Annotated in this window: 2 rRNA genes (1 of these 2 cut by a window edge); both read left to right on the forward strand. The window is 57.2% G+C overall.

What is annotated here, in order from left to right:
- A 23S ribosomal RNA gene (locus E1258_RS29320) occupies window positions 1-2,664 on the forward strand (it extends 447 nt beyond the left edge of the window).
- 85 nt (window positions 2,665-2,749) lie between these two features.
- Window positions 2,750-2,866 (forward strand): 5S ribosomal RNA (rrf, locus tag E1258_RS29325).
- The last annotated feature ends 49 nt before the right edge of the window (window positions 2,867-2,915 follow it).

A 2,915-nucleotide genomic window follows, 5' to 3' on the forward strand; every position in this document is an offset into this window, starting at 1 on the left:
GTGTTCCCGAGTAGCGGCGGACTCCTGTAATCTGCCGTGAATCTGCCAGGACCACCTGGTAAGCCTAAATACTTCCTGGTGACCGATAGCGGACTAGTACCGTGAGGGAATGGTGAAAAGTACCCCGGGAGGGGAGTGAAATAGTACCTGAAACCGTTCGCCTACAATCCGTCGGAGCCTTGCGGGGTGACGGCGTGCCTTTTGAAGAATGAGCCTGCGAGTTAGTGGCATGTGGCGAGGTTAACCCGTGTGGGGAAGCCGTAGCGAAAGCGAGTCTGAATAGGGCGTTTGAGTCGCGTGCTCTAGACCCGAAGCGGAGTGATCTAGCCATGGGCAGGCTGAAGCGTGGGTAAGACCGCGTGGAGGGCCGAACCCACCAACGTTGAAAAGTTGGGGGATGACCTGTGGTTAGGGGTGAAAGGCCAATCAAACTCCGTGATAGCTGGTTCTCCCCGAAATGCATTTAGGTGCAGCGTCGTGTGTTTCTTGCCGGAGGTAGAGCACTGGATGGTCTAGGGGGCCTACAAGCTTACCGAAATCAGCCAAACTCCGAATGCCGGTAAGTGAGAGCGCGGCAGTGAGACTGCGGGGGATAAGCTTCGTAGTCGAGAGGGAAACAGCCCAGATCACCAGCTAAGGCCCCTAAGCGTGTGCTAAGTGGAAAAGGATGTGGGGTCGCATAGACAACCAGGAGGTTGGCTTAGAAGCAGCCACCCTTTAAAGAGTGCGTAATAGCTCACTGGTCAAGTGGTTCCGCGCCGACAATGTAGCGGGGCTCAAGCACACCGCCGAAGCTGTGGCATTCACATTTTTACTTCGCGTGTCCTTGATGGTGCGTGCAGGTGTGTGGATGGGTAGGGGAGCGTCGTGCCGGGGGTGAAGCATCCGAGTGATCGAGGTGTGGACGCGGCACGAGTGAGAATGCAGGCATGAGTAGCGAAAGAAGGGTGAGAAACCCTTCCGCCGGATGACCAAGGGTTCCAGGGCCAGGCTAATCCGCCCTGGGTGAGTCGGGACCTAAGGCGAGGCCGAGAGGCGTAGTCGATGGACAACGGGTTGATATTCCCGTACCCGCGAAGGAGCGTCCGTGGTGAACCTCGTTGTGCTAACCGCCCGAGCCATCTGAGACCTTCGGGTTGAGGGTGGGGAGCGTGGGAACCTGGCGGGTAGTAGTCAAGCGATGGGGTGACGCAGGAAGGTAGCTGAGCCCGGCCGGTGGTTGTGCCGGGGTAAGCGTGTAGGCCGTGGTGTAGGTAAATCCGCGCCGCATTGAGGCTGAGACGTGATGCCGAGCCGATTCAGGTGAAGTCAGTGATCCTATGCTGCCGAGAAAAGCCTCTAGCGAGTTCTTAGCGGCCCGTACCCCAAACCGACACAGGTGGTCAGGTAGAGAATACCGAGGCGATCGGGCGAACTGTGGTTAAGGAACTCGGCAAATTGCCCCCGTAACTTAGGGAGAAGGGGGGCCGGAGACGTGAAGCCCCTTGCGGGTGGAGCGTTGTATGGCCGCAGAGAGCAGGGGGAAGCGACTGTTTACTAAAAACACAGGTCCATGCGAAGAAGTAATTCGATGTATATGGACTGACGCCTGCCCGGTGCTGGAACGTTAAGGGGACCTGTTAGCTCTTTTGGGGGCGAAGCGGAGAACTTAAGCGCCAGTAAACGGCGGTGGTAACTATAACCATCCTAAGGTAGCGAAATTCCTTGTCGGGTAAGTTCCGACCTGCACGAATGGCGTAACGACTTCCCCACTGTCTCAACCACAGGCCCGGCGAAATTGCATTACGAGTAAAGATGCTCGTTACGCGCGGCAGGACGGAAAGACCCCGGGACCTTTACTATAGCTTGACATTGGTGCTTGAGTTAGCTTGTGTAGGATAGGTGGGAGCCGGTGAAGTTCATACGCCAGTATGGGTGGAGGCAATCTTGAAATACCACTCTGGTTGATTCGGGTATCTAACTTCGGGCCGTTATCCGGTTCAGGGACAGTGTCTGGTGGGTAGTTTAACTGGGGCGGTTGCCTCCTAAAGGGTAACGGAGGCGCCCAAAGGTTCCCTCAGCCTGGTTGGTAATCAGGTGTTGAGTGCAAGTGCACAAGGGGGCTTGACTGTGAGACTGACAGGTCGAGCAGGGACGAAAGTCGGGACTAGTGATCCGGCACTTGCGTGTGGAAGCGGTGTCGCTCAACGGATAAAAGGTACCCCGGGGATAACAGGCTGATCTTCCCCAAGAGTCCATATCGACGGGATGGTTTGGCACCTCGATGTCGGCTCGTCGCATCCTGGGGCTGTAGCAGGTCCCAAGGGTTGGGCTGTTCGCCCATTAAAGCGGTACGCGAGCTGGGTTTAGAACGTCGTGAGACAGTTCGGTCCCTATCCGCCGTGCGCGTAGGATACTTGAGAAGGGCTGTCCCTAGTACGAGAGGACCGGGACGGACGAACCTCTGGTGTGCCAGTTGTCCCGCCAGGGGCACGGCTGGTTGGCTACGTTCGGGAGGGATAACCGCTGAAAGCATCTAAGCGGGAAGCCTGCTTCAAGATGAGGTATCCCACTCTACTTTGTAGGGGTAAGGCCCCCAGCTAGACGACTGGGTTGATAGGCCGGAGATGTAAGCTCGGTAACGGGTTGAGTTGACCGGTACTAATAGGCCGAGGACTTGATTACGAAGCTGCTACGCGTCCACTGTGCAACTCTGAACGGGCAAGCGGCTCGCCTGTGTTGGTGGGGTTGTTTGATATGTTCATAGAGTTACGGCGGTCATGGCGGAGGGGAAACGCCCGGTTACATTCCGAACCCGGAAGCTAAGCCCTCCAGCGCCGATGGTACTGCACTCGGGAGGGTGTGGGAGAGTAGGACACCGCCGGACATTCTTTCCGGTCGAGGGCTGCCCCAATGGGGGTGGCCCTCGACTGCGT

Source organism: Micromonospora sp. KC207 (assembly GCF_004348615.1).
GTDB lineage: Bacteria > Actinomycetota > Actinomycetes > Mycobacteriales > Micromonosporaceae > Micromonospora.